At 71.5% G+C, this 22,124-nt stretch carries 25 protein-coding genes, 3 pseudogenes and 1 riboswitch; of the genes and pseudogenes, 14 read left to right on the top strand and 14 right to left on the bottom strand.

Annotated elements, in window-relative coordinates:
* Positions 1 to 241 precede the first annotated feature (241 nt).
* Together ACZ592_RS24595 and ACZ592_RS24590 are read left to right on the top strand one after the other, a co-directional pair.
* Positions 242 to 415: pseudogene (locus ACZ592_RS24595) on the top strand (PepSY domain-containing protein); the annotation flags it as partial.
* Positions 416 to 438: 23 nt separating this feature from the next.
* Positions 439 to 731 (top strand): annotated as a pseudogene (locus ACZ592_RS24590) (PepSY domain-containing protein); the annotation flags it as partial.
* Positions 732 to 746: 15 nt separating this feature from the next.
* Here the strand turns inward: ACZ592_RS24590 and ACZ592_RS24585 are convergent.
* Both ACZ592_RS24585 and ACZ592_RS24580 read right to left on the bottom strand, forming a co-directional pair.
* The gene (locus tag ACZ592_RS24585; RefSeq protein ID WP_471583770.1) at positions 747 to 1,193 is read right to left on the bottom strand and encodes a VOC family protein; all 447 of its coding nucleotides are present in this window, start codon (positions 1,191 to 1,193) and stop codon (positions 747 to 749) included.
* Positions 1,194 to 1,425: 232 nt separating this feature from the next.
* The gene (locus ACZ592_RS24580) at positions 1,426 to 2,115 is read right to left on the bottom strand and encodes a YoaK family protein (RefSeq protein ID WP_471583769.1); all 690 of its coding nucleotides are present in this window, start codon (positions 2,113 to 2,115) and stop codon (positions 1,426 to 1,428) included.
* A gap of 225 nt (positions 2,116 to 2,340) precedes the next feature.
* On the opposite strand from ACZ592_RS24580, the gene ACZ592_RS24575 reads away from it, so the two are divergent.
* The 5 genes from ACZ592_RS24575 to ACZ592_RS24555 all read left to right on the top strand — a co-directional run bounded on the left by ACZ592_RS24575 (position 2,341) and on the right by ACZ592_RS24555 (position 6,934).
* Complete coding sequence (locus ACZ592_RS24575; RefSeq protein ID WP_471583768.1) at positions 2,341 to 2,739, top strand: four-helix bundle copper-binding protein; 399 nt, start codon at positions 2,341 to 2,343, stop codon at positions 2,737 to 2,739.
* Between the two features lie 170 nt (positions 2,740 to 2,909).
* Positions 2,910 to 4,097 carry an acyl-CoA dehydrogenase family protein gene (locus ACZ592_RS24570; protein WP_471583767.1) on the top strand — a complete coding sequence of 396 codons (1,188 nt, stop codon included), beginning with the start codon at positions 2,910 to 2,912 and terminating at the stop codon, positions 4,095 to 4,097.
* A gap of 642 nt (positions 4,098 to 4,739) precedes the next feature.
* On the top strand, positions 4,740 to 5,378 hold the full coding sequence (locus ACZ592_RS24565) for a hypothetical protein (RefSeq protein WP_471583766.1): 639 nt from the start codon (positions 4,740 to 4,742) through the stop codon (positions 5,376 to 5,378).
* Complete coding sequence (locus ACZ592_RS24560) at positions 5,357 to 6,130, top strand: ANTAR domain-containing protein (protein ID WP_471583982.1); 774 nt, start codon at positions 5,357 to 5,359, stop codon at positions 6,128 to 6,130. Before ACZ592_RS24565 ends, ACZ592_RS24560 begins: the two co-directional genes overlap by 22 nt.
* An 87-nt stretch (positions 6,131 to 6,217) precedes the next feature.
* Positions 6,218 to 6,934 carry an ANTAR domain-containing protein gene (locus ACZ592_RS24555; protein WP_471583765.1) on the top strand — a complete coding sequence of 239 codons (717 nt, stop codon included), beginning with the start codon at positions 6,218 to 6,220 and terminating at the stop codon, positions 6,932 to 6,934.
* 163 nt (positions 6,935 to 7,097) lie between these two features.
* Here the strand turns inward: ACZ592_RS24555 and ACZ592_RS24550 are convergent, their stop codons facing one another.
* The 3 genes from ACZ592_RS24550 to ACZ592_RS24540 all read right to left on the bottom strand — a co-directional run bounded on the left by ACZ592_RS24550 (position 7,098) and on the right by ACZ592_RS24540 (position 8,230).
* Positions 7,098 to 7,454 (bottom strand): PRC-barrel domain-containing protein, encoded by a 357-nt coding sequence (locus tag ACZ592_RS24550; RefSeq protein WP_471583764.1) that lies wholly within the window; start codon positions 7,452 to 7,454, stop codon positions 7,098 to 7,100.
* 69 nt (positions 7,455 to 7,523) lie between these two features.
* The gene (locus ACZ592_RS24545) at positions 7,524 to 7,883 is read right to left on the bottom strand and encodes an ANTAR domain-containing protein (RefSeq protein ID WP_471583763.1); all 360 of its coding nucleotides are present in this window, start codon (positions 7,881 to 7,883) and stop codon (positions 7,524 to 7,526) included.
* Between the two features lie 77 nt (positions 7,884 to 7,960).
* Positions 7,961 to 8,230, bottom strand: a complete 270-nt coding sequence (locus ACZ592_RS24540) for a hypothetical protein (RefSeq protein ID WP_471583762.1) — start codon at positions 8,228 to 8,230, stop codon at positions 7,961 to 7,963.
* Between the two features lie 556 nt (positions 8,231 to 8,786).
* Between ACZ592_RS24540 and ACZ592_RS24535 the strand changes: the two genes are divergently transcribed.
* Both ACZ592_RS24535 and ACZ592_RS24530 read left to right on the top strand, forming a co-directional pair.
* Positions 8,787 to 8,969 carry a hydrophobic protein gene (locus tag ACZ592_RS24535; protein WP_471583761.1) on the top strand — a complete coding sequence of 61 codons (183 nt, stop codon included), beginning with the start codon at positions 8,787 to 8,789 and terminating at the stop codon, positions 8,967 to 8,969.
* A 65-nt stretch (positions 8,970 to 9,034) separates the two neighbouring features.
* Complete coding sequence (locus ACZ592_RS24530; RefSeq protein ID WP_471583760.1) at positions 9,035 to 9,208, top strand: CsbD family protein; 174 nt, start codon at positions 9,035 to 9,037, stop codon at positions 9,206 to 9,208.
* Positions 9,209 to 9,344: 136 nt separating this feature from the next.
* Here ACZ592_RS24530 and ACZ592_RS24525 read toward each other — a convergent pair whose 3' ends face one another.
* From ACZ592_RS24525 to thiM, 5 genes are all read right to left on the bottom strand, one after another.
* Complete coding sequence (locus tag ACZ592_RS24525; RefSeq protein WP_471583759.1) at positions 9,345 to 10,742, bottom strand: purine-cytosine permease family protein; 1,398 nt, start codon at positions 10,740 to 10,742, stop codon at positions 9,345 to 9,347.
* The gene (gene tenA, locus ACZ592_RS24520; RefSeq protein ID WP_471583758.1) at positions 10,739 to 11,428 is read right to left on the bottom strand and encodes a thiaminase II; all 690 of its coding nucleotides are present in this window, start codon (positions 11,426 to 11,428) and stop codon (positions 10,739 to 10,741) included. Before tenA ends, ACZ592_RS24525 begins: the two co-directional genes overlap by 4 nt.
* A gap of 5 nt (positions 11,429 to 11,433) precedes the next feature.
* Positions 11,434 to 12,267 (bottom strand): bifunctional hydroxymethylpyrimidine kinase/phosphomethylpyrimidine kinase, encoded by an 834-nt coding sequence (thiD, locus tag ACZ592_RS24515; protein ID WP_471583757.1) that lies wholly within the window; start codon positions 12,265 to 12,267, stop codon positions 11,434 to 11,436.
* The gene (gene thiE, locus ACZ592_RS24510; RefSeq protein WP_471583756.1) at positions 12,264 to 12,902 is read right to left on the bottom strand and encodes a thiamine phosphate synthase; all 639 of its coding nucleotides are present in this window, start codon (positions 12,900 to 12,902) and stop codon (positions 12,264 to 12,266) included. Before thiE ends, thiD begins: the two co-directional genes overlap by 4 nt.
* A 239-nt stretch (positions 12,903 to 13,141) precedes the next feature.
* Positions 13,142 to 13,918, bottom strand: coding sequence for a hydroxyethylthiazole kinase (gene thiM / locus ACZ592_RS24505; RefSeq protein ID WP_471583755.1), 777 nt, complete (start codon positions 13,916 to 13,918; stop codon positions 13,142 to 13,144).
* Between the two features lie 56 nt (positions 13,919 to 13,974).
* A riboswitch (TPP riboswitch) is annotated at positions 13,975 to 14,100 on the bottom strand.
* Between the two features lie 279 nt (positions 14,101 to 14,379).
* Between thiM and proC the strand changes: the two genes are divergently transcribed.
* A complete protein-coding gene (gene proC, locus ACZ592_RS24500) occupies positions 14,380 to 15,192 on the top strand; it encodes a pyrroline-5-carboxylate reductase (protein WP_471583754.1) in 813 nt (270 codons plus the stop codon).
* Between the two features lie 364 nt (positions 15,193 to 15,556).
* On the opposite strand, the pseudogene ACZ592_RS24495 reads toward proC, so the two are convergent.
* Positions 15,557 to 16,147, bottom strand: a pseudogene (locus tag ACZ592_RS24495) (histidine phosphatase family protein).
* 45 nt (positions 16,148 to 16,192) lie between these two features.
* A complete protein-coding gene (locus tag ACZ592_RS24490) occupies positions 16,193 to 16,582 on the bottom strand; it encodes a peptidase inhibitor family I36 protein (protein WP_471583753.1) in 390 nt (129 codons plus the stop codon).
* A 218-nt stretch (positions 16,583 to 16,800) separates the two neighbouring features.
* On the opposite strand from ACZ592_RS24490, the gene ACZ592_RS24485 reads away from it, so the two are divergent.
* Positions 16,801 to 17,148, top strand: a complete 348-nt coding sequence (locus ACZ592_RS24485; RefSeq protein ID WP_471583752.1) for a hypothetical protein — start codon at positions 16,801 to 16,803, stop codon at positions 17,146 to 17,148.
* Positions 17,149 to 17,164: 16 nt separating this feature from the next.
* Here the strand turns inward: ACZ592_RS24485 and ACZ592_RS24480 are convergent, their stop codons facing one another.
* Positions 17,165 to 17,884 (bottom strand): TetR/AcrR family transcriptional regulator, encoded by a 720-nt coding sequence (locus ACZ592_RS24480; RefSeq protein WP_471583751.1) that lies wholly within the window; start codon positions 17,882 to 17,884, stop codon positions 17,165 to 17,167.
* Positions 17,885 to 18,024: 140 nt separating this feature from the next.
* Here ACZ592_RS24480 and ACZ592_RS24475 point away from each other — a divergent pair, with 140 nt between their 5' ends.
* Both ACZ592_RS24475 and ACZ592_RS24470 read left to right on the top strand, forming a co-directional pair.
* Complete coding sequence (locus ACZ592_RS24475) at positions 18,025 to 18,900, top strand: NmrA family NAD(P)-binding protein (RefSeq protein WP_471583750.1); 876 nt, start codon at positions 18,025 to 18,027, stop codon at positions 18,898 to 18,900.
* A 217-nt stretch (positions 18,901 to 19,117) separates the two neighbouring features.
* Positions 19,118 to 20,392, top strand: a complete 1,275-nt coding sequence (locus tag ACZ592_RS24470; RefSeq protein WP_471583749.1) for a helix-turn-helix domain-containing protein — start codon at positions 19,118 to 19,120, stop codon at positions 20,390 to 20,392.
* A 29-nt stretch (positions 20,393 to 20,421) separates the two neighbouring features.
* Here ACZ592_RS24470 and ACZ592_RS24465 read toward each other — a convergent pair whose 3' ends face one another.
* Positions 20,422 to 21,078, bottom strand: a complete 657-nt coding sequence (locus ACZ592_RS24465; RefSeq protein ID WP_471583748.1) for a DUF6629 family protein — start codon at positions 21,076 to 21,078, stop codon at positions 20,422 to 20,424.
* Between the two features lie 290 nt (positions 21,079 to 21,368).
* Here ACZ592_RS24465 and ACZ592_RS24460 point away from each other — a divergent pair, with 290 nt between their 5' ends.
* Positions 21,369 to 22,103: a hypothetical protein gene (locus ACZ592_RS24460; protein ID WP_471583747.1), complete on the top strand. Its 735-nt coding sequence runs from the start codon at positions 21,369 to 21,371 to the stop codon at positions 22,101 to 22,103.
* Positions 22,104 to 22,124: the final 21 nt, after the last annotated feature.

The raw sequence follows: 22,124 nt of genomic DNA, 5'->3' as shown, positions 1-22,124 counted from the left end.
ACACGGGGGGCGAGCACACCCCCCTCCCCCCCTCCCCCCCCCCCCTCCCCCTCCCCCCCCCCCCCCCCCCCCCGGGCCGGACCGCGAGCCCCGCCGAGCCAGGAGAGCACCACATGTCCGCCCACCCCACCGCTTCACCGAAGGCGACCGGCAGCCACCGGCCGGGCCCCCGCATCCGCCACGGGACACGGAGGCCCGGCCTGTGGGGCGGCGGTCCGGCCGGCCCCCCCTGCGCCCGCTGATGCTGCGACTGCACTTCTGCACCGGGGTGTTGATCGCCCCGTTCCTGCTGGTCGCCGCCGTGACGGGACTCCTGTACGCGGGCTCGTACCAGGCCGGGAAGATCGTGTACGCCGATGAGCTCCGCATACCCGTAGCGGCCGGCCGGAGCGAACTGCCGCTGGCCCGGCAGGTGGCGGCGGCCCGCACAGCACACCCTTCGGCCTGGCCAACCAACTCGCCCTCGCGACCTGGCCCTGTCCCTGATCCTGCTCATCGTGTGGTGCTACCGCATGTGGTGGCAGCGGGGCCGAGCCGCAACCTTCGGCCGCCCTCTCGCGCGCGGCGCCTGGCAGAACGTACCGCCGCACGTCCTGGTCCCCCTGATGGCCGCGGTGGCCGCCGTCGGCTACTTCGTCCCGCTGCTCGGGATTCCGCTGGCGGCATTCCTGGTTGTGGACGTCGTGCTGGGCGAGATCGCGCACCGGCGGGGGAGGCGGACGTACGGCTGAGCCCGGCGTCTGGCCTCAGGTGGCCGTGGGCGGTGGGGCCGCGGCCACGCAGAACTCGTTGCCCTCGGGGTCGGCCATCACGATGTGATGACCGGCGAACTCGGCACGTACGCTGCCGCCCGCCGCTGCCAGCCGCGCCGCCTCCGCCCCGATGCGGGCCCATCGTTCGGCGGCGCTGCCGTGCCCGGGAACCCGCACGTCGATGTGCAGACGGTTCTTCGCGGTCTTCGCCTCCGGCACCTTGAGAAGGGACAGGCGGGGTCCGTGACCCGCCGGATCGCAGAGCCATGCCGCATCGCCCACGGACTCCTCCGCCGGCAGTCCGAGGCTCGCGAACCACTCCTCACGGGTGGTGAAGGGCGCGGGCGGCGGCTCGTCGACGTAGCCGAGCGCCGTCTTCCAGAAGGCACCGAGAAGTTGGGCGTCGGCGCAGTCGAGGGTGAGATCGATGGTGATGGCCATGCCGGGACGGTACGGCACGACAGCGGCCGGGCGCGTCAGAGAAGCCGGGTGCTCCACCCTTCGCCGGGGCCTTCTCCAGACTAAGGATCGGGCGAGGGACCAGAATGCGGCGCCCTACGTGGGTGTGAGCCTCGTTCGAGCGGGCACTCGACTTGTGGGTCCCGCCGTGTCTCCCCCGTCGCGGCGGGGCCCACTGCGTCCTGTGCCGGGGCTGCCGCGCGGAGAGAGCAGGTCAGTCGCGCTCGCGGTACGCGAGTGCCGACATCACCACGACGACCGTACTCAGGAGCAGCGGCCAGCCGATGCCGTGGTGAAGGACGAGCCACGCGCCGGGAATCGCGCCCGCGATCATCGCGACCACGGCGATGATCTTGCGGAGGGCCCGCCGGTCGGTGCCGCCGGCCGGCCGGGACTCGGCGGCGAGCGCCGCCAGGGTGCGGGTCAGGACCGTCGTCGTCATGTCGGGCACGGCCAGTCTGCCGACGGTGCCGTTGCGCAGTCCCATCGCGAGGGCGACCAGGGCGATCACCTGGTACGGCGGCGTCGCACCGCTCGTGAAGGCGACGACGGTGGCGGCCCCGAGGAGTGCGGCCTCGCTCCACACCGCCGTGCGGACCCACGGCACGCGGTGCCGGCCGCGGAAGGCGAGTGCGAGACGGCCCGCCGCCGCGGCACCGACGAGGAAGGTCCCGAGGGACACGAGCGAGCCGGTGACGGAGAACCCCGGAGCTCCGGCGAGGGCGAATCCGATGACGACGACGTTTCCCGTCATGTTGGCGGTGAAGACGTGACCGAGCCCGAGGTAGCAAATGGCGTCGACGAGCCCGCTGACGGTGGTGAGGGTGATGAGGACCAGCGAGAGCGGATGGCGGTCCCCGATCTCGGCCGTCGGCACGGAGCGGCTTCCGGGATGAGTCGTCATGCCGCCCGTTCTACCTCGCCGAGTCCGCGGGAGCGGGTGCGTGGCGCCGGGGTGTACGGGTGAGGCTCGACGCGCCCCCGCCCCGCCGGGTGTTTGACCCTCCGCGCCCCGGCAACCCGAGAGGCAGCGAAGGGAGGGGTACTCGTGACAGCCACGCCAGTGACGCCGACCACGACAGCCTCGTCAATCGTGCGGGAGACGCCGGCCGCAGCGCGCGATACGTCCGTGCCCGCATCCGTGACCGCACCCTCGCCCCCGCCGGCAAGCGGCCCGGACGAGCTCAGTCAACAGGACCTCATCCGCTATCTGGAGGACCGTTTCGCCTGCGCGCAGGCCTGCGACGACTGCGTACGGGAGTGCGCCGGGCGCCTGGGGCTGGCAGAGCCGGGAGACGTGCCGCGCCTCAACACCGCCTGCGCCGACGTGTGCGACGCGACGTCCCGGGCCCTGGCCGAGGACGGCGACCAGGACGAACAGCGGGTGCGCATGCAGGTCGAGTGGTGCCGTGCCATCTGTCTGCAGTGCGCCGCCCTCTGCGACGCCCGCCCCGCCTCGGCCCGCTGCGCGGAGGCCTGCCGTCGCTGCGCGAAGGCGTGCGACGACTTCTTGACGACTTTGGGCTGATGCATGAGCACCTCGGGCCGATGGCCGGACGGGAAGGACCGCGATGACGGCGCCGCCCGTCTCACCCCCTCCACCACCATTCCCTATTTCTGAAACAAGTTCTACTGTGTGCGCCGTCGGGTCCGGGACCGAGCGAACCGAACCGTGAGCCAGTAGAGCCTGGAGGGGCCGTGCACCTCGAATACACGCCCGAGCAGCAGCAGTTGCGCACCGAGCTCCGTGCGTACTTCGCCGAGCTGGTGCCGGACAACGCCTATGCGCGCTACGGCGAACCCGCCGCCCAGAAGCGGTTCTACCGGGAGACCGTGCGGCGCCTGGGGTCCGACGGGTGGCTCGGCGTCGGCTGGCCGAAGGAGTACGGCGGACGCGGACTCTCGCCCATGGAACAGTTCATCTTCTTCGACGAGGCGGCGCAGGCGGGCGTACCGCTGCCCCTGATGGCCCTCAACACCGTAGGGCCGACGATCATGCAGTTCGGGACGGACGAGCAGAAGGAGTTCTTCCTGCCCCGGATCCTCTCCGGCGAGCTCGACTTCGCGATCGGCTACAGCGAGCCCGACGCGGGCACGGACCTCGCGGCCCTCAAGACCAAGGCCGTCAGGGAGGGTGACGAGTACGTCGTCAACGGGCAGAAGATCTGGACCACCAACGGCGACACCGCCGACTGGGTCTGGCTCGCCGTCCGCACCACCGTCCCCGAAGAGGGCGTGGCGCCGCACAAGGGCATCACCATGCTCCTGGTCCCGACGAGCGACCCCGGCTACTCCTGCACCCTGATCAACACCCTCGCCTCGCACGACACCACCGCCAGCTACTACGAGAACGTCCGCGTTCCCCTCTCCCGTCGCGTCGGCGAGGAGAACAAGGGCTGGCGCCTGATCACCAACCAGCTCAACCACGAACGCGTCACCCTCGCCGCCCACGGCACCATGGCCATCCGCGCCTTCCACAACGTGCAGCGCTGGGCCATGGACACCAAGCTCGCCGACGGCCGCCGCGTCATCGACCTGGCCTGGGTGCGCCGGAGCCTGGCGAGGACCCACACGAGGCTCGACGCGATGAAGCTGCTCAACTGGCAGATGGTGAACGCCGTCCAGGAAGGCACCCTCACCCCGCAGGACGCCTCCGCCGTCAAGGTCTACGGCTCCGAGGCACGTCGCGACGCGTACGCCTGGCTCATGGAGGTCGTCGGCGCGGCCGGCGCCCTCAAGGAGGGCTCGGCGGGCGCGGTCCTGCACGGCGAACTGGAGCGCGGCTACCGCTCGGCCGTGATCTTCACGTTCGGCGGCGGGAACAACGAGATCCAGCGCGAGATCATCTCCTGGATCGGTCTGGGGATGCCGCGCGTGCGTCGGTAGACGGCTGTCGCCGGACTCCGTGGTCCTGAGGGAAGCCCTCGCCCGTCTCACGACGGAAGAGGCAGGCGAACTCCCCTGTGAGCACGTGAGTTCGTCCGGTGAACGGCCGTCGACCCATGGCGCGCCGACCTCCACGTACCTGATGACACCGTGGACATGCGGTCCAGGCCCCGCTGAACCGTCGCCGGCGCACGGCTCCTCAGAATGGACCGCTTTCGGCCGCCTGTCGGGGCGGGATGGGGACTACGCTGATACGTGGACGTCCTGGACCCCGACGGGCCTGTTGCTGATCTGCACAGATGGCTGTGGGGAGCGGACCTTCTGCGTCCGGTTGCCTGGTGCCATCCCCTGGAGGGAACGGGGCTGTTCGCCTGCCCCGGTGGACAGATTGCTGGACCTTCCGTTCGCTGCCTCCGCCGACCGCATGCCCCTCTGCCGGGAACCTTCGGAGAAGCCGGGAGTCCGGCCGCATCCGTTGGCTGTGCCCGTCAGATCTCTGGAACGAGATGTCATGTCCCCAGCCAAGTCGAACGTCCGCCGGCACGACAGGAACACCCGGGTTCCGTTCGCCGCGGTCCTCCTCTCCGCTTCGGGCGGTGCGCTGTGAAGGCCCCGGCCCGGCCCGGCCGACCGCAGGTGCCCGTGGTCGACGAGCCGTCCGCCTCGGGCTCGGAGCGGCTGCGTCAGGTGAACCGTTGGCTGGTGGAGGACATGCGCCAGGATCTGGCCGAGCTGTACGTGGCTTCCTGCTGCACCGGACCCGAGGAGGAGTACCGCAGTCCCAGCCAGGAGGAGTTCCTGAGCCTCCTCACCGCTGACGTCCGGCGGCCGGGCTTCGCCATGGTGATCGCCGAGACGGACCGCTTGGCGGGCTGCGCCTTCGGATTCCCGGTCCGCGGCGACAGCTCCTGGTGGCACGGCTTCGACGGAGCGCTGCCTCTCGGTATCGAGCAGCTCACCGGTTCCGACGGCGTTTTCGCGATCACCGGCATCCTTGTCCGCCCGCATCCGCAGGGCCGGGGCCCAGACCAGGACCTGGCCCGCCGTCTGCAGGAACGACTGCTGGCCGACCATCAGGCGGTACTCGGCACGACCTTGGTCGATCCGGCCGACCACCCGGCCCTGAAGGCCTTCCGGTCCTGGGGGTGGCAGGACATCGGCGACATCTGGCGGCCGACCCGCCCCACGGTGTTCCGCGTGTTGGTGCTTCCCCTCGGAGAACGAACCGTGGAGAGGCTGGGGGGGCCGGGCCGGCGCGCCTGGCCCCGGTGGACCGAGTGACGCCCAACGGCCGTTCGTCCCGGATCCGCGTGCTGGTCGCCGAAGAGGCGGCCCGACGTGGTGCCCGGGTCGGCGTGCTGGACGTGTGCACCGCGGCGGTGGCCTCGCTGCCGGTCGGCGGGGCCGGGCTCTCCGCGATGTTCCCGACGGCGGCGAGTCATCCGCTGTGCAGTACCGACGACATCAGTGAGCAGTTGGAAGAGCTGCAGCTCACGTTGGGTGAGGGGCCGTGCGTGGACGCCTTCGCGCAGGGCGCGGCCGTCCTGACGCCCGACCTGCGGACCGGGACACTGCAGGGCAGCTGGCCCGTGTTCACCGACGCGGCCCTGGCAGCCGGAGCTCTCGCCGTCTTCGCGCTCCCTCTGCAGCTGGGTGCGATCAGCCCCGGAGTCCTGGACCTCTACGCCCAGGTTCCGGTCCGGTTGGGCGCAGAGGAGCTGGCCGATGCGATGGCTTTCGCCGACCTCGCCACGCTGGTGCTCCTGGACGCCCGGATCGAGGCGAGCGGGCCGACCGGTGACGGGGGGCCGAAGGAGAACGCGGACCTGGGTGGGTGGCGGGCCGAGATCTCCCAGGCCACGGGCATGCTCACCGTCCAGCTCGGCGTCAGTATCGACGAAGCCTTCGTCCGGCTGCGCGCCCATGCCTACGCCCAGGGGCTCCGGCTCACCGTCGTGGCCGCCGACGTGGTGGCCCGCAGACTCCGATTCTCTCCGGGCGCGGAGCCGACCCGGACCGCCGAGGAAACGTGACGCCCTCGCCCCGGTCCCAGGGGCGGGCGATGCGGCGCCCTATTCACCCCATTCCGGCAGGACTATTCTCCCTAAAGGGTGTTGACGATGAATGAGCGACTCCTGGCCAAGACATTCGTCGAGCTGGCGGACAATCTGGTCGCCGACTTCGACCTGATCGACTTCCTACGCCTGCTGACCGACCGCTGCGTGGGGATACTCGGCGCGAGCGCCGCAGGCGTACTGCTCGCGGACCACGACGGTGAACTCCGCGTGATGGCCGCCTCCGACGAACAGGTGCGCCTGCTGGAGCTCTTCCAGCTGCAGAATGACGAGGGACCGTGCCTGGAGTGCTTCCGCACCGGCGTCCCGGTGTCCGTCCCCGATCTCCGTACGGAGGCCGACCGCTGGCCGCGCTTCGTGGCACAGGCCCAGCTTCGCGGGTTCGGCGCGGTCCAGGCCCTGCCGATGCGACTGCGGGACGAAGTCGTCGGCGCCCTCAACCTCTTCCGCACCGCTCCCGGCCCCTTCGACCCGGTCGGCACACCCATCGCGCAGGCCCTGGCCGATGTCGCCACGATCAGCCTCCTCCAACAGCGGTCCACCCGACGCACCACGGTCCTCAACGAGCAACTGCAGACCGCGCTGAACAGCCGCGTACTGATCGAACAGGCCAAGGGCAAACTCGCCGAACGTCAGGGCATCGACATGGAACAGGCTTTCACCGCCCTACGCGGCTACGCCCGCGCCCACAACCGCCGGCTGTCCGACGTGGCCCGCGCGCTCATCGACGACTCCGAGCCCCTCGCCGGTCTGACGTCCTGACCTCATTCCAGGGGCGCGTCGGCTGTTCCCGCTCGGCTGATCGGGGAGCGGGGCAGGGACTCGGCAGGCCACAGCTGTTCCCGGCCGCACCCGGTGGTGCTGTTCACCGGCGGCGCCAGCGGGCGGAGGCGAAGGAGAATGCCTCAGGGGTCACTACATGCGGCTAGCGGCGCGCCAGTTGCCGCTCCCCGGACATACCGGGTGCATAGGGCAGTCCGTAGTGCTTGAAGATCGCAGCCTCGTCCCCGGCCGGCAGGATCTCGTCGGTGCCGATCGACGGGGCCTGCTTGACCAAGGTCTTCACATAGCCGACCTTGAGGTAGCCCGGTCCGACGACGGCGCCCTGAAGAGGGACGAACACCAAGTGGTGGCGGGTGGGCAGCCCGACCCGCACCGCGGCCATCGCCGGCTCGTCGGTGGTGGTGTCCACATAGACCGATTCGAGGACTCCGATCTTGTGGGAGTCCGTGTCCACCACGTCACGGTCGCGCCACTCGCGGATATCGGCTGACTGGATCATGCCCTTCCCCTTTCTGGATGCCTGCGCCCGTCCGGCTGTGCGCCGGCCGACGCCTGCTCGGCTCTTCCCTCAAGTGCGGTCGGCCGCGTGCAGGCGCCGCAGCGCGCAGCGCAGCGCCCGGACCAGGTGCTGGGGTAACGGGCTCCCCTCGGAGGTGGCGACAAGAGCGGTGGCCACCTGTCGGCGTGGCAGGTCACAGCGGCGCGCGATCTCCGCCAGCAACTTGACGGCCTCTGGGCGGGGGCACGGAACCATGGCCATCACCATGCCGAGTGCCTGGGCGGTCACCGCCCTGCTGTCCAAGGCCCGGCGAAGCCGCGCGATTTCGGCCCGCAGTTCGACGACAGCGGGGTCCCGAGCCGCATCGCCCCAGGCCACCTCCTCCGCCATCATCCACCGGTCTTCTTGGATCCTGCCCTTCTGTTCCATGACATCTGCCTCCGCGCACTGACCACGTTCGCCCGGCGAAGACGCCGACGAACGCTGTGGCACCGGAACCGAATCGGTCATCGGTGGTGCTGCTCGTCCCGGCGGTCCTGCCGCCTCCAGAGCCCCTGGCGCTGCCGTCGGTAGCGGCGCTCCCAGCGGTACTCCCGGTCGCGGCGATTCCGGTAGTCGCTGTACTCGAAGCCGCCGTCCCGGTCTCGGCTGCCCACGCGTCCCCGGCCGTAGCGCACGGCCACGAAGACCAACACGGCCGCGGCGACCCACCACAGAGCGTTCAGGAAACCCAGGCCGAACAGAGCCACGACGAGGATGACGAACAAGACGATCACAGTGGGCCTCCCAAACGGAGCGGGTTCTCGCTGCCGGGGACTAGGGCCTCGCTTCGCAGCCTAGTCCTCTCAAGAGGCCGCGGATACGTTCCGCGACCCGCAGTTCCGCATGGTCGGCCACGCATGCGGTTCTGCTCGCGTGCCCCCAGGGACCGCCCGGCGTCCGCCGGTCCGCACCGGTCCCGGCGGCGTGTCGCCGGACGGGTTGCACTCCCGCCAGTCGCGAGGAGGCCGACACGGCGTCCCTTCTGGTTGTCGCACCCCCGAGCGCACTCGCCACCGTGATGTGTCTGTCCTGGTGGACGGGTCGCATCCTGCCGCCGAGCGATCCGACCGACGCTCGTGTCCCTGCTCCGGCAACCTCAACAGCACCGGGTCCGGTCCCCGACCCCATGCCGTTCAAGGGCCGTTGACAGGCGTCATGGCCGGGCGTTGACTGGCGGCACGGCGCAGCGCAATGCCACTCCGGACCGTTCGGTGGCGCATTGCGTCTTGCCGTTTCGCCCGGACCCCGCGGACACCAGGAACCATTCCGCGCGATCTGGAGGCCCCGGCGATGCTCATGTGGATTCTCCTTCTCCTGCTGATCCTGGTGGTCTTCGGTTTCGGCTTCACCCTGCAGATCCTCTGGTGGGTCGCGGCCGTACTGCTGGCCCTCTGGGTCATCGGCTTCCTCATGCGAGGCCGTGGCGGCAGCAGTCCGGGCGGCGGGCGCCGGTTCAGCCGCGGTCGCGGCTGACGCCGCACCCCAACCCACCACCAGCCGCACCCCAACCCACCCCATTCGACGAAGCAGGGACTGTCATGAGCGCTGGACACACCTTCAGGAACAAGGCACAGGCACTCAAGGGCCGGATCACCGAGCGCATCGGCCGTAACACCCGCAACAGGCGTCTGCAGGGGCAGGGCAGGACCGACCGGGTCTCCGGAAACCTGAAGCAGTCCGGCGGCAAGGCCAAGGACGCCTTCCGCCGCTGACCACCAACGCCCCGGGCGGTACCCGCAGCACGTGGACGCCGACGGACACTGCACATCTGGGCGCCGGCCGGCCGCTGTCACCGCCCCGGGGACGAGCGTGCGGGGATCCCGCCGTTGACCGGACCCCCGGTGGTTGTCACTTCGCGGGGTACCGACCGGGCGAAGCCGACACGTGCCGACGCCCTCGGCCCACTGCGAGGGTGGTGAGGGCGGCCACCGCGAAGGAGAGGAGGGAGGCGCTCATCCACGGCTGGACGGTGAGGCCCACCGCGTCCTGCAGCCAGGCCCAGAAGTCGGACCAGCCGGCGATGTTCGTCGGCGCGATCAGCTGGTAGGTGGCGAAGCCGAGCGCCCAGGGCAGGAACATGACCCAGCGGGTGGGGGCCTGTTCGGAGACGTCCCAGGTGCGGTGGCCGCCGAGCACGAAGAAGTCCACGACCAGGACGGCGAACATCGGGATGAAGACCGCACCGATCAGGTAGAGGAAGCTGGCATAGCTGTCCATGTCCACCAGGAGGGCCAGGGCGGTTGCCAGGGTGCCGCTGATCAGACACAGGACGCGGCGGTCCGCCCGGGGCAGCAGGTTCTGGGCCGACACGGCGGTGGAGTAGACGTTGGCGAAGGACTGGTCGACCTCGCGCAGCACCAGCACGCCGAAGCAGATCACGCCGACGCTGGTGGCGGTGAAAGGGTCGAAGACCTTGTACGGGTCGGTGCTGTCGAACGCGATCATGGCGAGGGCGGCCACGCCGAGCACCGAGCCCGCGACGCCCGCGAGCGTCTGGCCCACGACCAGGCCGCCGAACGCGGCCTTCTCGCTGCGGGAGTGCCGCGAGTAGTCGGCGACCAACGGCAGCCAGGAGATCGACACGGCGATCACGCTGTCGGTGGCGAACCAGAAGTCCTTCCAGGAGCCGCCCTCCATCGGGATGCCGCGGCCGGCCAGGTCCCAGCCCAGGTAGAGGATGGCCAGGACGACGGCGACGGTGACGTAGCGGCGGATGATGCGCAGGGCGCCGAGCGGGCGGAGGGTGAGCGCCGTCGTCACCGCGCCCGCGACGAGCACGTACAGCCAGCCGGGTCCCGGGTCGCCGAAGGCCTGGCGGGCCAGGATCTTCAGGCCGGTGGAGATGACCACCAGCTCGAAGACGGCCCAGCCCACCATCTGCAGCACGTTGAGGACGGTGGGCAGGTAGGACGCCTTCACGCCGAACAGCCCACGCAGCAGGACCATCGAGGGCGCGCCGGTGCGGGCCCCGGTGATGGCGGCGAGGCCGAGGGCGACGGTGCCGATCAGGGTGCCGACGACGGACGCGGTGACGGCGGCGGCGAACGACAGGGTCGGACCGCCGGTGCCCAGCGGGTCGAGGACGACCAGCATGCCGCTGAAGCCGAGCAGGCTGACGCCCAGGTTGGCCCAGAACGCGCCTTGGTCCAGGCCGCTCAGGACCTTGGGCGTGGGCTGGTCGAGGGTGAGCGGCGCCTCGTTCGCCGGGGCCGGTTCAGGGACGGCCGGCTGGGCGGTGGTCGTCACTTCGCGGGCTCCGAAACCTGGGCGGGATCGGCACCGAAGGGCCAGGACTCCACGCGCCAGGCGGCGTCCCAGAACATCCACTCCCAGGTGGACGCGGTGGTGAAGGCCGTACGCATCCGTGCGCGGGTGGTCGGGTCGGCCTGGTCGGCAAGCCGGTTGACGATCTGTCGGGCGTGCTCGGTGGCGGCCTCGAACTCCTCGTCGGCGTACGTGCCGATCCAGTCGCCGTAGGGGTGGGCAGCGAGGTCGCCGGCCTGGTCGAGGAGTGCCCGGCCCACCTCGGCGTAGATCCAGAAGCAGGGCAGGACGGCGGTGGCCAGCTCGGGGTAGCCCTGGGTGTGGGCCACCGAGAGCAGGTAGGAGGTGTAGCCGGTGCAGGTGGGGGAGGGCGTCCAGGCGTCGACGTCGACGACGTTGGTCTCGTGCAGGGAGCTCTCGACGGCGACGGCGTCGTGGGCGGACTTCGCGAAGAACGCGATGTCCTCGGGACGGTCGGCCTTCGCGGCGGCGCCGGCCAGCGCCCGGGCGTAGCCGCGCAGGTAGTGGGCGTCCTGCGCCAGGTAGTAGACGAACTTCTCCCGGTCCAGGGTGCCGTCGCCGAGACCGGTGACGAACGGCAGCTTGTCGATGCCGGCACGTATCCCGGCCGTTGCCGTCCACAGCTCGTCGCAGAAGGTCGTGGTCATGGGGATCAGCTCCAGTACTGGTGGAAGTGGTGGACGGGGCCGTGACCGCGGCCGACGCGCAGGGTGTCGGCCGCGCGCAGGGCGCCGGTCAGGTACTCCTTGGCGGCGCGGACGGTGGTGTGCCAGTCGTCGTGCTGCGGGCGGAGAGCGGCGATCGCGGCGGACAGGGTGCAGCCGGTGCCATGGGTGTTCCGCGTGTCCACGCGAGGCGCGGACAGCTCCGTGACGCCCGCACCGGAGGCGCCTTCGTGGTGCGTGCCATCGACGAGGACGTCCACGGACTCGGCGTCGTGCGTGTGATGGCCGCCCTTGAGGAGGACGCGGCCGGCGCCGGTTTCGAGGAGTGCGCGGGCCTGTTCGACGGCCTCCGCACGGTTCCGCGCGGCGGCGGTGCCGAGGAGGTCGCCGGCTTCGGGGAGGTTCGGGGTGATGAGGTCGGCGAGAGGCAGGAGACGGTCGCGCAGCACCGTCACCGCATCGGCCTCGAGGAGGCGGTGACCGCTGGTCGAGACCATGACGGGGTCGAGGACGACGTACCGGGGGCGGTGCCGCTCCAGGGCTTCCGCGACGGCTTCGGCGATGGCGGCGTCGGCCAGCATGCCGACCTTGACGGCGTCCACCGGGACGTCGGCGAACAGCGTGTCGAGCTGCTCGGTGACGAACGCCGGGGGCACGGCGTGGATGCCGGTGACACCTTGGGTGTTCTGTGCGGTCAGGGCGGTCAGAACCGCTGTTCCGTAGGCGCCGTTGGCGGAGAACGCCTTCAGGTCGGCTTGGATCCCTGCGCCGCCGGAGGGGTCGCTGGCGGCGATGGTGAGGGCGATGGGCGGGCTGGTCACGCGGGGACCTCCTGTTGCGGGGCGTGGACGAGGGAACGGGCCGCGGCCTCGGGATCGGGCTGCCCGCAGACCGCGCTGACGACAGCGATCCCGGCCGCGCCGCTTCCCCTGACCGCGGCGGCCTCGGACACGCCGATCCCGCCGATGGCCACGCAGGGCAGCGGGCTCTCCCGGACGATCCGGGCCAGGCCGCCCAGACCGAGCGGAGCGTCCGCGTCCGGCTTGGTGGACTGCGGGAACACCGGGCCGACACCGAGGTGGTCGACGGCGTCCGGCACGTGCGCCAGCTGCTCGGGCCGGCTGACGGACAGGCCGACGTACGCATGGGGACCGAGCCGGCGCCGTGCGGTCTCGGGCGAGACGTCCCGCTGCCCGAGGTGGACACCGTCCGCGTTCAGCCGGACCGCCACGTCCAGGTGATCGTTGACGATCAAAGGGACACCGGTGCCCGCGAGTTCGGCCTGGAGCGCCCGGCCGAGCGAGAACAAGGTGCGGGCGTCCGCGTGCGGATCGCGCAACTGGACGGCGGTGACGCCGCCCTTGACGGCGGCGCCCACGGTGGTGGCGACGCCGCGGTCGCCGCAGAGACGGGTGTCGGTGACGAGATAGAGGGAGAGGTCGAGAGGTGGTCGCATGGGTTCTCCTTGGGGGTCTCCTCCCGGCCGGGGAAGGGCCGGGGGAAACGCATCGGGAGGTACGAGGGAAGCAAGGGCCCTGACGTGCAGGAACCTTGAGTTGTCCACAGGGGGAGGGCCTCTGTCGGCGCGGACTGGCAGACTTGGTGTTGGGGTCGCCCCCCAGGGCGGGCGGGGGCTGTTCAGCGGGTTGCGGTCATGTCGACCACGCCCCGCAGACCCCCACAACACCCGCCCCCTCAGCGCAGGTTGAGGCCCTCGGCAAGCCGGTCCGGACTGAGCCCGTACAGCGCGTCGATCAGGGCGACCGCGAACGTGCCGGGTCCCGCGGAGCGGCCGGCGGCGTCCTCCGCGGCCACGGTGAGCAGGCCGGTCGCGGCGGTGGCGGCCAACAGCGCGTCACCGGTGACGGCTGTACAGGCCGCCACCAGGGCGCCGAGTGAGCAGCCCGTTCCCGTCACCAGGGGCAGCAGCGGGTCCCCGTTGGCCAGGCGCACCACGCGCGTCCCGTCCGTGAGGACGTCCTCCGGGCCGCTCACCGCGACCGCGCAGCCGTAGCGCCGAGCCAGCGCGCCGGCTGCTGCCAGCGCCGCCTCCGGGGCGTCCGTGCTGTCCACCCCGCGCCCGCCCGTGCCGCCGTCCAGGGCCAGGATCTCGGAAGGGTTGCCGCGCACGACCGCCGGGGGCGCGCTCTCAAGGAGTTCGTGGGCGAGCTTGGTGCGCCAGGGCAGCGGACCGACCGCCACCGGGTCGAGCACCCACGGCCGACCGGCCCCGGCCGCTTCCTTGACCGCGACGCGCATCGCCTCCGCCGTCACGGACGTGACCGTCCCCAGGTTGACCAGGACACCCCCGGCCACCCGGGCCATCGCTCCGGCCTCCTCCGCGCTGTGCACCATCGCGGGGGCGGCCCCCACCGCGAGCAGCACGTTCGCGGTGAACTGCGAGACGACGACGTTGGTCAGGCAGTGCACCACGGGTGCGGAGGTCCGCACAGCCGCGAGCACGTCCGCCACGGCGGCACGGGATACGGCAGTGCCCTGGTGGGCGGATTGGGCAGATATGGGGGCATTATCCATCGTCAGCACTCTTCCTACGCCGGCATTACCCGGTCCAGGTTCATGCGGTCGGCGGAAAGGGGAGCACGTCCCGTCCGCCCTCTCAGCCCGGCTGCTCCCGAGCTCCCGCGGTGGTCGCTACGCAATGTACCTCCCTCGGGAACGGGGGTCCGCACGTGGGGCGCCTCACGTAGCGAAACGGATCCGTCGGCGGAACTGGCTGGGGCCCTTTTGACCGCCAGGGCCCGACCTGTCCGCATCGGGGTGACGCTCGCAAGCGGCGACGTGGTGGAGGGCGGGGGCCGCGGCGTGACCCGGACGGTTCCCTCCGGTGTGCGACGGCGTGCCGGGCCGAGTGGAATAGGGGGCATCGTCCGGGTGCACCGGGGGCGGCGTCGACACGGGCAAGGCGGAGTCGTATGGGGCGCGTTCAAACGGGTACGGCAAGGGAATCGGTCGCGTTCCTCGGCGCGGGCGCGATGGGCGAGGCACTCCTGACCGGGGCGCTGGCCGGGGGCCTCGCTCCGGACGACGTGTGGATCACCGCACGGAGCCAGGAGCGCGTCGACGCCTTGACGGCCTCGTACGGGGTGCACGGGACGACCGACAACGCGAGGGCGGCCTCGAACGCCCGGCTCGTCGTCTTGGCCGTACCACCCGCGGGTCTGGCGGCGGTGCTGGCCGAGATCGCCGGGCAGTTGCAGAACGGGGCCGTGGTCGTCTCACTCGCCGACGGCGCCACCCTCGCCGACCTGGAGGGACTGCTGCCCGGCGGTGTGGCCGCCGCCCGCGCCATGCCCAGCCTGACCGCGCGGGTCGGGCACGGCCTCACGCTGCTCACCCCCGGAACGTCCTGCTCGACGGCCCAGGCCGACGCGGTGACAGGCCTGTTCAAGCGGTCCGGGAAGGTTCTGCGGGTCGCCGAGGAGCAGCACGACATGCTGAGCCCGCTCAGCAGCGGCGGCCCCGCCTACGTCTTCTATCTCGCGGACGCGATGATCGAGGCGGGCGCCGTACGAGGCATTCCCCGCGACCTGGCCCGTGAGCTCGTCACCCAGGTGATCGCCGGCAGTGCCGCCTGGCTCCGGGCGGACCCCGACGAGGTGTCCACCCTCCGCGAGAAGGTCTGCGCCCCGGGTGGAACGGGCGTCCGTCGCATCGCGACCCTCGACCGCCACGCCGTCCGCGCCGCCGTCGTCTCCGCTCTCACTCAGGCTCCGGAAGGTCCCTGAGCCTGCGGACAGGGGGTGACGCGCTGGTGGTCTCACTCCCGAGTGCTGTGGGTATGCGGCCGAGCTGTGATCGAACCGCAGGGCAAAGGGACAAGACAATTGGGGCAAAGGGGCAAAGGGGCAGTCGGTGGACGCCCGCCCAGGACCGTGTGCGTCGGCAGGGGCAGCGCGGCGGAGGCGCACGGGGATTGCCTGCGCTGCGCGCTCGCCGCGTCGCTTCAATGCCATCGGGACGCGACGGGTGCGGGAGCGGTCCGTGGCGGGCGGTCCTCCTCGTCGTGGACCCGGTAGCGGCTCGTCCCCCGGGCGCCCGCCGGGAGCCGCAGCGTCTGTGCCACCGCGCCCGCCGGCCGCAGGTGTCGCCTCAAGGTCCGGCGTCGGCCCGCTGTGCGCCGAGCGCCTCCCCGATACGCAGGTTCCAACGTCCCGAGCGTCCGCTGACGTGGGTTGCCGTCAGCGGCCTTACGTCGAGCCGTCAGAATGTGGCATGGGGTGCGTCGAGGGCCGTGACCACCGCGGCCCGCACGATCTCCGGCTCGACCACGGCGAGGGTCGCGCCGTCGGTCGCCGCGGTCGCGGCCAGCCATGCGGCGACGCGCTCGCAGAGTTCCTTCACCGATTCTCCGCCGGGCGGTGACGCGGCCGGGTCCGACAGCCAGTGAGCCACCGCGCCCGGCTCCTCGGCGCTGACCTCGTCGGGCGTACGGCCCCGCCAGCGGCCCATGTCCAGGCCGCCGAGCCCTGGTGCGTCGTGGGCTGCGAGGCCGAGGGCCGACGCCGTCTGCCTGCAGCGCACTGTGGGTGAGACGAGTACCCGCTCACCCGTAGGAAGCGCGTCCGCCGCAGCCTTGGCCCGTGCTGCTCCTTGCTCGTCGAGCGGACACCCGTCGTCGAACCGCGCCTCCCGCAGAGAGCGGGTCGTCGCCGGTGCGATCAAGGTGACGCGACTGGTCACGGATCTGCTCCTGTGGTCAGGGTCGGCGCGACGGGGGCGCGCCCGTCAGCAGGCCCCTACCCACAGCGAGCTGATGTTGTCGTTGCGGTGGTACTGGGAAGTATTGCCCTGCCAGTTCCCGACCGGCCAGGTGGCGCCGTCCCGGTTGATGTTCAGATACGTGCAGAACGTCTTGCCGGTCCTGTTCCACACGGAGGAGATCTGGTCGTTCAGGTTGAAGTCGCGCAGATCGTCGGAGCCCAGCTGGAAGCGGGCCATCCGGCCCCAGCCGCCGGCGTCCTCCCAGGCGCAGAACCAGCCGACCGGGCAGTCCTGGTACGCGGTGATCGACACGCCCGGCCCTGAGGTCGTCGCGGATGCCTGGGCGGCGGGCGCGGCTACAACTCCTACCGCGGCGAGGCCCAGTACGGCACAGAATCCCGTGAATCGGCGCATGAGGGTGGTGCCCCCTTCGATCCATGCGGCGCCGGGAAGTCCGGACGCTGCTTTGTGCCTGTTCGGGAAGCCGGGCTTCCGTGCCGTCAGTCTCCCGCCAACTGGTGGGGGAGGGGCGGTGCTTGCGCGACTCTGGCCGAATCGGTGCCGGGCGCCACACGCGCACCCGGCCCGTCCGGAGCGCCACACGGCCCTGATTGACGTCTAGGCTTCGGCGCATGGAGCAGCGGGAGATCATGCAGCGAGTTGTCGGCATCCTGACCGAGGCACTGGAGATGCGCCGTCAGGTACGTGAGAGCCCGGACGGTGAGATCGAGAACAGTGGTGCGGTCGGGATGATGCTCGAGGAGATGCTGCCGCGCATCGAGATTCCGGCCGACGCCACCCCTCTTGAGGTCGCCGCGGTGGTGGGACGGGAACTGGGGCCGGTCATCGAACAGATCACCTCCGCGTTCGCGTTCGCCTTCGCGCAGCTCGCCGAGGTCCATGACGAGGGCACGGAGGCCTCGTCGGCGGACGTACTGAGGTCCATCGCGCTGCACTTCGAGAACGAGGTGGAGGAGTAGGCCGGAGCAGGCCCCCTCATGCGGCCGGGCTCTGTTGGGCGGCGATGCGGTCGAGCAGCTCGGTGAGCAGGGCGTGCTCGCCCGCGGTCAGGGTGGTGGTCCCGGGGAGCAGAGCGCGCAGGGCGATCGCCGCGCCCGCGGGGCCCGGCGCGTCCGGGGCCGGGGCGTCGGTGGTGATGGCGGCGATGACCGCTTCCCGCGCCAGGTGGGACACCGTGCGGTCGAGGCGGTCCTGGGGGGTGGCGATGAGCGCGAGGGTGGTGCCGCTGCCCGCGGCGTGGACCAGTTGCGCGGCGCGCGCCTCGTCGATCCGCAGCCGGCCGGCCTCCGCGATCCGGTGGATGGACGAGCGGAGGACCTTCCGCGCCGCGAGCGCCGCGGGCGATTCGGAGCCCGGGCGGGGCTCGGCGTACATGAGGGCGTAGAGGGCCGGGTGGGCGAGGCCGAATTCGACGTTCAGGTTCCAGCCGGTACGCAGGTCCTCGACGGGATCGCCGGTGGGCCGGAGACCGGCCTTCTCGCTCAGGTGGGCCTCGAACCCATGGGCGGCGACCGCGTCGAGCAGCCCCTGCTTGTCGCCGAAGAGCCGGTAGAGAGTCGGGGCCTGGACGCCCGCCGCCGTGCTCACCCCACGGGTCGACACCGACTCGCGACCGCCTTCCGCCAGGAGCCGGGTGGCGGCCTCGATGATCCGTGCACGGTTGCTCTCCGCGGTCGCGGAGCGGTCGTTCTCCATGGTTTCCGATGATAACGGTTCGATGTTATCGATTTGAGGAACCATCGATATCGTGGTTCCGTTAACGATGGAAACGGCGGTCGTGAAGGTCCTGCGCTCCGGCAGGCGCCGCCGTCGCCCCATCGGTTCCGGAGGATTCCATGATCGTCATCACCGCTCCCACCGGCCAGATCGGCCACCAGGTCCTGAACACGCTCCTCGACGCAGGCCGGCCTGTCCGGGTGATCGCCCGTGACCCCGCCCGGCTGGACCCGCGCCTCCGTGAGCGCGTCGAGATCGTGCGGGGCTCGCACAGTGACCCGTCCGTCCTCGCCGAGGCGTTCAAGGGGGCCGACAGTCTTCTGTGGCTGGTGCCGCCGAACCCGGGCGCCCTCGACATCCACGACCTGTACCGCGACTTCACTGGCCCGGCGGCCGAGGCCATCCGGGCTCAGGGCGTCGAGCGAGTCGTCGGCGTCACCAGCCTGGGCCGCGCCTACGGCAGGCCGGCGGGCCTGCTGTCGCCCGCCTTCGCGATGGACGACATGATCGAGAGCACCGGCGTGCACTACCGGGCCCTGGCCATGCCGTTCTTCATGGAGAACCTCCTCAACCAGGTCGACGCGATCAGGACGCAGGGCATGTTCTTCCTGGCGAACTCAGCGGAGCGTCCGCTGGCGACCGTCGCCACCCGCGACATCGCCGCGACGGCCGCCGGCCTGCTGGCCGAAGCCTCCTGGAGCGGACAGGCCACCGTGCCGGTGATCGGCGACACGCTGTCTCCCGGGGAGATGGCGCGGATCCTCGCCGAAGTGCTGGAGCGCCCGGTCGCCTTCCAGCAGGTCGACGCGCCCGCGTACAAGGCGACGATGATGCGGTACGGGATGAGCGATGCCTGGGCGCAGGGCCTGGTCGACATGGCCGAAGCCCAGAACGACGGCATCTACGACGCCGAGCAGCAGACGCTGACCGCGCCCGCACCCACGGACTTCCGCACGTGGTGCCAGGAGGTGCTGAAGCCCGCCGTCCTGGCCTGAATTGCGGCAACACCGCAGGTGAGGCGGGCCGCCGGGGGTGCGCGACGCGGTGGTGGCGAAAAGAGTGCCCTTGATGTGACCGGTCGCGATCGACCGGAACCGGAATTGATCCTCTCGACGTCTTGGCCCCGGAATGCGGATACGGCGGGATGCGGCATGCCGGAACGTTCGTATCGCCTCTGGCCGGGGGGCGGCACTGCCCTGGCGTACGACGGGAATGGGGCAAGTGAAGATGGCGTCGCTCGCGGAACTGCTTCGGGAGCTCAAGGAGCGTTCCGGGCTCAGCTACGCAGTGCTGGCCAAGCGCCTCCATGTGAGTACGTCCACCGTGCACCGGTACTGCAACGGGGACGCGGTGCCCACCGAGTTCGCGCCGGTGGAGCGGTTCGCCCGCGTCTGCGGCGCGACGCCCGAGGAATTGGTGGAGGCCCACCGGCGGTGGATCCTGGCGGACGCCGATCGCGGACGGAAGACGGAGACCACCGTCTCCGCCACACCCGCGCCGAGGTCCGGGAAGGCTTCGCGGCCCGCCCTCTCCCGTACCCCGCAGCCCGAACCGGAGCTCAAGCCGGAGCCCGATCCGGAGGCCGGGACGCGGCCCGACCCGGCCCGCACGGCTGCCTCTTCACCGCTGTCCTCCCTGCTGTCGTCGTTGCTGTCCTCCCGGCGCAAGCGGTGGACGGTCGCCGTCGCGACCGCCGTCGCCGTGGTCGTCGGGATCGGCTCCGTCGCGCTCGCCCTCAACGACGGTGGTGACGGCGGCGACCGCGGACAGCGCTCCGCGTCCGCCGCGTCGTCGGCCCCGACAGCCTTGTCGTCCGGCGGCAGCGGCGGGTCCGGCAAGAGCGGTGGCACAGGGCTCGCGTCCAGCGGCACGGAGGGCGAGGACCCCGGCATGCCGCTGACCGCGCGCACCGGACCGTACGCCTACAAGGACGGCTGCAGGCAACGATTTCTGGTCAACCGCAAGGCCGAGGAGGTGCCGGAGCGGCCCACGCCGCAGGAGGCGCCCGGCTGGGTCGGCGACCTCGGAGCCGTCGCGGCCGGTGACCAGTACGTCGAGGTCACCGTGCGGGGCATGGGCAAGGACACCGTCGTCCTGCAGGACATGCACGTCCGCGTGCAGAGCACCAGTGCGCCGCTCGCCTGGAACAGCTTCAGCATGGGCAGCGGCTGCGGCGGCGCGGCGGACGTCAAGTCCTTCGACGTCGACCTCGACGACCGCGCGCCGCGCGCCGTGCCGCAGCGGGGCCAGCGGGGCTTCCCGTACAAGGTCAGCGGGAACGACCCCGAGGTCTTCTACATCAAGGCCAACACCGAACTGCACGACGTGCGGTGGTACCTCGAGATCGAGTGGTCCAGCGGCAAGCGGCACGACGTGCTGCGCGTCGACGACCAGGGCAAGCCCTTCCGCACCAGCTCCCCGAAGGGGCGGCCCACGTACACCTGGTGGGACCGGTGGGAGCGGGAGCGGGAGCGGGGGAACGGCTGACCCCGCTCCCGCTCCACGCGCTGTGGGCTTCACATGCTGCGACGAAGGCGTCGGGCACCAGGTCGTGGAACGGACGGGCGGCGCCTCGCGACCCAGAGCAGCAGCACCACCGAACACACCGCGGCGAACGCGCACCACGTCGAGATGTACTCCTGCCGCCACAGCGTGAAGGTCACCGCGGCCCCGACGGCGACCAGGACACCGAACAGGACGAGCCCCCGGTCGCCGGAGAGGAGCAGGGAGCCGATGGTGGCGAAGAGGTAGCCGGCGACGATCAGTTCCGCCTGCGGAAGCCCGAGGGAGTACCCGACGGTGTGCCCGCGGATCTCGGCCGTCACCGTGCGGGTCGCCAGCGCGTACGCGAGCGCGGCGGCCGTCACGGCCCCCGCGGCCAGGGGGACGAGCAGACGACGGCGGGCGGCGGACGGCGCGGCGCACAGCACGGCCGCAGGTACCCACAGCGCCAGCAGCGGAAGCGCGATGACGGCCCAGGCGACCGTGGCGGGCCCGGTGCCGCCGTCGTGGTGCCAGACCGCGGCCTCGATGATCTGGTGGACGCCGAGGAGGAGCGGCAGCGCGGCCAGCGGCAGGTCCCGGGGGCGCCGGGCGGCCAGGGTCATCGAGGCGACCCCGATGGCCGCGATGCCCGTACCCGCGACGAGGTCGGCCGTAGCGCTCCAGCACATGGCGGCAACGCTACAAGCGCCCCGGCGCGGGCGCGCGACCGCAACGTCCGTCAGGTGCCGGCCGCCCGCGCACAGCAGTAGGACCACCCCTTCTCGCGCGATCCGGACACCTCCTCCAGACGGGGAAAGGCGGTCACCCGGTCGGTGGTCGTGCGGGCATCGGCCGCGTTCTGCGAGGAGGCCCGGCTCGACGTCCCGCGACGTGGTCACGACTTGCTCGCGCAGGACGGTGCCGCGGGGGAGCGACCCGGGCGCTTCGGGCTCTGAACACATCGCTAACATCCGTACGTATGACCGAATTTCAGACCCGTGACCGGGTCGTGCGTGAGCTCGAGAGACCGCCGACCCGTCGTGTCTTATGGCTCGCCGCCGGTGGTACCGCGTTCCTGCTCCTCGCCGACCTCGCCACCCGTGCGTACAACCACTACGACGCCATACCGTCCGTCCGCAGGTTCGTGAACGTCGACGTCGAGGCCAACCTGGCCACCTGGTGGAACAGCACGCTGCTGCTCGCCGTGACGGGCATGGCGCTGATCGCCGCGCTGCTGAGCGGGCGCGGTGCGCGCCCCGGGCGGTTGTCCTGGCTGGGGCTGGTCGCCGCGTCCGCGCTGCTCAGTCTCGACGAGACCGTCTCGCTGCACGAACGCCTCGGCGAGGTCGGCAAGTCGTGGAAGGAGTGGGCCGGGGGCTCGCTGCCCACGCACGCCTGGGTGCTGCCCGGCGCGCTCCTCGCGGTGGCGGGCACCGTGTGCGCCGTGCTGTGGGCCCGCAAGCTCCCGCGCGATCTGCGGTACGGGCTGCTGGGCGCGCTGGCGGTGTATCTGTGCGGGGCGCTGCTGACCGAGGCGTTCAACGGCTGGGCGCACGCGAACGGCCACAGCACCGTCCTCATGCTGGGCACGATCGTCGAGGAAGGGCTCGAGATGAGCGGCTGTCTCGTCGCCCTCGCCGTCCTCGGCCGGTATGTGGTGGTGGAGCACGACCCGGCGTCCGGGCGCGCGGCGCTCCGGCTGCGGGACGGATAGGGCCCGTCCGGCGGACCGGGC

The sequence above is a fragment of the Streptomyces sp. NPDC040622 genome, assembly GCF_055593965.1.
This window is presented reverse-complemented; position numbering and strand designations above follow the sequence as displayed.

Bases quoted from the DNA above. Each gene is read 5' to 3' on its own strand.
- ACZ592_RS24490 (WP_471583753.1), bottom strand. From the start codon at position 16,582: ATGCGCCGATTCACGGGATTCTGTGCCGTACTGGGCCTCGCCGCGGTA.
- ACZ592_RS24470 (WP_471583749.1), top strand. From the start codon at position 19,118: ATGGGGCAAGTGAAGATGGCGTCGCTCGCGGAACTGCTTCGGGAGCTC.
- ACZ592_RS24480 (WP_471583751.1), bottom strand. From the start codon at position 17,884: ATGGAGAACGACCGCTCCGCGACCGCGGAGAGCAACCGTGCACGGATC.
- ACZ592_RS24545 (WP_471583763.1), bottom strand. From the start codon at position 7,883: ATGGAACAGAAGGGCAGGATCCAAGAAGACCGGTGGATGATGGCGGAG.
- ACZ592_RS24475 (WP_471583750.1), top strand. From the start codon at position 18,025: ATGATCGTCATCACCGCTCCCACCGGCCAGATCGGCCACCAGGTCCTG.
- ACZ592_RS24585 (WP_471583770.1), bottom strand. From the start codon at position 1,193: ATGGCCATCACCATCGATCTCACCCTCGACTGCGCCGACGCCCAACTT.
- ACZ592_RS24485 (WP_471583752.1), top strand. From the start codon at position 16,801: ATGGAGCAGCGGGAGATCATGCAGCGAGTTGTCGGCATCCTGACCGAG.
- ACZ592_RS24465 (WP_471583748.1), bottom strand. From the start codon at position 21,078: ATGTGCTGGAGCGCTACGGCCGACCTCGTCGCGGGTACGGGCATCGCG.
- tenA (WP_471583758.1), bottom strand. From the start codon at position 11,428: ATGACCACGACCTTCTGCGACGAGCTGTGGACGGCAACGGCCGGGATA.
- ACZ592_RS24530 (WP_471583760.1), top strand. From the start codon at position 9,035: ATGAGCGCTGGACACACCTTCAGGAACAAGGCACAGGCACTCAAGGGC.
- proC (WP_471583754.1), top strand. From the start codon at position 14,380: ATGGGGCGCGTTCAAACGGGTACGGCAAGGGAATCGGTCGCGTTCCTC.
- ACZ592_RS24550 (WP_471583764.1), bottom strand. From the start codon at position 7,454: ATGATCCAGTCAGCCGATATCCGCGAGTGGCGCGACCGTGACGTGGTG.
- ACZ592_RS24460 (WP_471583747.1), top strand. From the start codon at position 21,369: ATGACCGAATTTCAGACCCGTGACCGGGTCGTGCGTGAGCTCGAGAGA.
- ACZ592_RS24535 (WP_471583761.1), top strand. From the start codon at position 8,787: ATGCTCATGTGGATTCTCCTTCTCCTGCTGATCCTGGTGGTCTTCGGT.
- thiE (WP_471583756.1), bottom strand. From the start codon at position 12,902: ATGCGACCACCTCTCGACCTCTCCCTCTATCTCGTCACCGACACCCGT.
- ACZ592_RS24555 (WP_471583765.1), top strand. From the start codon at position 6,218: ATGAATGAGCGACTCCTGGCCAAGACATTCGTCGAGCTGGCGGACAAT.
- ACZ592_RS24580 (WP_471583769.1), bottom strand. From the start codon at position 2,115: ATGACGACTCATCCCGGAAGCCGCTCCGTGCCGACGGCCGAGATCGGG.